The sequence below is a fragment of the Streptococcus sp. NLN64 genome (genome assembly GCF_015831295.1).
Lineage (GTDB): Bacteria > Bacillota > Bacilli > Lactobacillales > Streptococcaceae > Streptococcus.
Genome location: NZ_JADXDQ010000097.1, coordinates 1 through 2,612 on the forward strand (window position 1 = coordinate 1; position 2,612 = coordinate 2,612).

1 protein-coding gene and 3 pseudogenes are annotated in these 2,612 nt (G+C 39.9%); 1 reads left to right on the top strand and 3 read right to left on the bottom strand.

Annotation, left to right across the window (positions count from 1 at the left end; genetic code table 11):
- Nucleotides 1–121 precede the first annotated feature (121 nt).
- Nucleotides 122–508, bottom strand: a pseudogene (locus tag I2503_RS09165) (helix-turn-helix domain-containing protein); the annotation flags it as partial.
- A gap of 179 nt (nucleotides 509–687) precedes the next feature.
- Between I2503_RS09165 and I2503_RS09170 the strand changes: the two are divergent.
- Nucleotides 688–1,614 carry an aldo/keto reductase gene (locus tag I2503_RS09170; protein ID WP_196967760.1) on the top strand — a complete coding sequence of 309 codons (927 nt, stop codon included), beginning with the start codon at nucleotides 688–690 and terminating at the stop codon, nucleotides 1,612–1,614.
- 72 nt (nucleotides 1,615–1,686) lie between these two features.
- Here I2503_RS09170 and I2503_RS09175 read toward each other — a convergent pair.
- Both I2503_RS09175 and I2503_RS09180 read right to left on the bottom strand, forming a co-directional pair.
- Nucleotides 1,687–1,839: pseudogene (locus tag I2503_RS09175) on the bottom strand (Fic family protein); the annotation flags it as partial.
- A 151-nt stretch (nucleotides 1,840–1,990) separates the two neighbouring features.
- A pseudogene (locus I2503_RS09180) lies at nucleotides 1,991–2,490 on the bottom strand (Fic family protein); the annotation flags it as partial.
- Nucleotides 2,491–2,612 lie beyond the last annotated feature (122 nt).

Genomic DNA, 2,612 nt, shown 5'->3' on the forward strand with positions numbered 1-2,612 from the left:
AAAAATCAGAATTATCCCGATATTAGGGATGGAAAAACAGAAAATAAAGGGACGTTTGTTGGAAATTGGAGAGCAAGCGTCCCTTTTTTAAAAGTTAATGGAATACATCAACTTTTTCGAGGTGCCCTTCCAAATGATCCTTCAAAGGTTTCTGATCAATTGTTAGCCCCTGAAGGACTAGTGCTGTCTCTTTCAATGTTAAAGTATTCCCCTCAATTGCATTTGAATTGTAAGTATACTCTATCGTAAATTCTTCATTCAATCGTTGAACTTCACCAGAAGTTAAGGGTCTTAAGGTATCTAAATGGGCCTTTTTCTCTTCAATTGATGATAACAGACTCTCCGTTTTTTTGAAACGGCTATCCGATGGTTTTTTCACTCCTGCTGGAAATCTCCAAAATCGCCCCTCTTGAAAGGCACCTGGAATCTTTCCTAAAGAGGCCAATTCTCTAACTCTTCTTTCGGAAATTCCCCAACGAATTGCTAACTCTTTAACACTTAAAAACATCAGTCCCTCCTTAGTCTCAATTAAAATTATACCACAGCGGAAGGATACCTTGTTTCCGGAAGGATAGTTTGCGGTTAACGGAAGGATGCAAGAGGAGTCCCCTCTCAAATAACCTTTACTTTATTCCTAAATCCGTATATAATGAAATCGCTTTCTAATAATTTGAAAGGATTATCGAAATGAAAACCATTGAATTCGCCCAAGAAAAAACCAAATTATCCAGTATTGTCCTTGGTTTAATGCGCATTAAAAACCTGTCCCCTTTACAAGTTGAGGAATTAATTGAAACCGCTCTTTCTGTCGGCATCAATACCTTTGACCTAGCAGATATCTACGGAGGAGGTCGCTCTGAAGAAATACTTGGGCAAGTCTTGAAAAACAGACCCGATCTCAGAAATCAAATGTGGATTCAGTCCAAATGTGGCATCCGCATTGAGGACTTTACCTACTTTGACTTCTCCAAAGAACACATTCTCAATTCAGTAGAAGGGATTCTCCAACGACTACACATCGACCAGCTGAATAGCCTCCTTCTCCACAGACCAGATGTTCTGATGGAACCAGAGGAAGTTGCGGAAGCTTTTGATCACTTAGAAAAAACAGGCAAAGTTCGTCATTTTGGGGTCTCCAATCAAAATCCGATGATGATTGAACTCCTCAAAACAGCGGTTTCCCAACCACTCGCAATTAACCACCTACAACTGAGTGCCGCTTTTGCTCCAGAATTTGATGCAGGATTTCATGTGAACATGGAGCAAGCTCTCTCAAGCTCTGTAACTAGCAGTATCTTTGAATACGCTCGAACTCACGACATGGTAATCCAAGCTTGGTCAGTCCTTCAACATGGCTATTTCCAAGGAGTTTTTGTGGGAGATCCTAAGTTTGAAAAACTCAACCAAGTCCTTAACCGATTGGCTAATCATTACCAGACAACTCCTTCTGCCATTGCCATCGCCTGGGTCCTTCGCTACCCAGCTAAAATGCAAGCCATCATTGGTACAACACAACCCCAACGAATACTCGAAGCGACCCAAGCCACTAACCTAACCCTCAGTCGCAAAGAATGGTATGAAATTTACCTTGCAGCAGGTAAAACCCTCCCCTGATACTAATTAGAAACATGGTCAAAAAACCGTTCATTTTCACAAGTAAAAAATGAGCGGTTTTTGAGCGGATTCTCATCGGAGACTATACCGACGATCCCTGGTTGAGCCCGTAAAATCAAGCAATCCATAAGAAACAAATCGAGATAAATAGCGTCTTGCACTAGCCTGACTCAAATGAGTCAACTCGACAAAATCAGCATTTGAAATAAAAGGACGTTCTTGGAAATAATCTAATAAAGAGTGGAAGACAAGCTCTTCTTTTCTTGTTAGTAATACTTAACTAACTTCTGAATCGGAATACTCGAACAATTTCAAAAAAATGACTAGGAAAGCCGATGATGGTAGAACTAAGGTTCACTGAAGAGGCTTGACAACGTCAGATTTTGAAATTTAATGAGTATAAGATGGACATGAACTGTTCCTGTACTACCATTGAACGATTGTGAAAGACTTTTAACGTTTCCAGAATAGCCTCTAACATAAATTCGATAAAAGCTGTTGAATCATTTGTTGTGTTACTTTTACTCAAAGCCTGATAATAACCTAACTGATGTTCAAAAATAACAGATTCGATGGGAACCCACTCAAAGATGGGATTCCATTGACTTAGAATCAAACTCTGCCACAATCGCCCCATTCTTCCATTCCCATCTTCTCTTCAAAAAGATGGATGATTTCCAATTCAAAATGAACGACGCAGGATTTTAGTACCTCTGAAACCTCCGCCTTCCTAGCCCAATCTAGTAACTGTTTTACTAAATCCGGAACAAATTGTGGACGAGCACCTACATGGACAACTTGCCCCTTTCCATCATAGATAGCCACGTCTCCTTGACGAAATTGCCCAGGATGCTTGACCAATCCCTCCGCTAATATAGTCTTTTATTTGAAAATAACACAGTAAAAAAGCGCAAAAAAACACTATCTGTGTTATACTTAAGGTGAACATATTTAAAAATGTCTTAAGGATGTTGCCGCATCCCTAATGCTTTTACTGC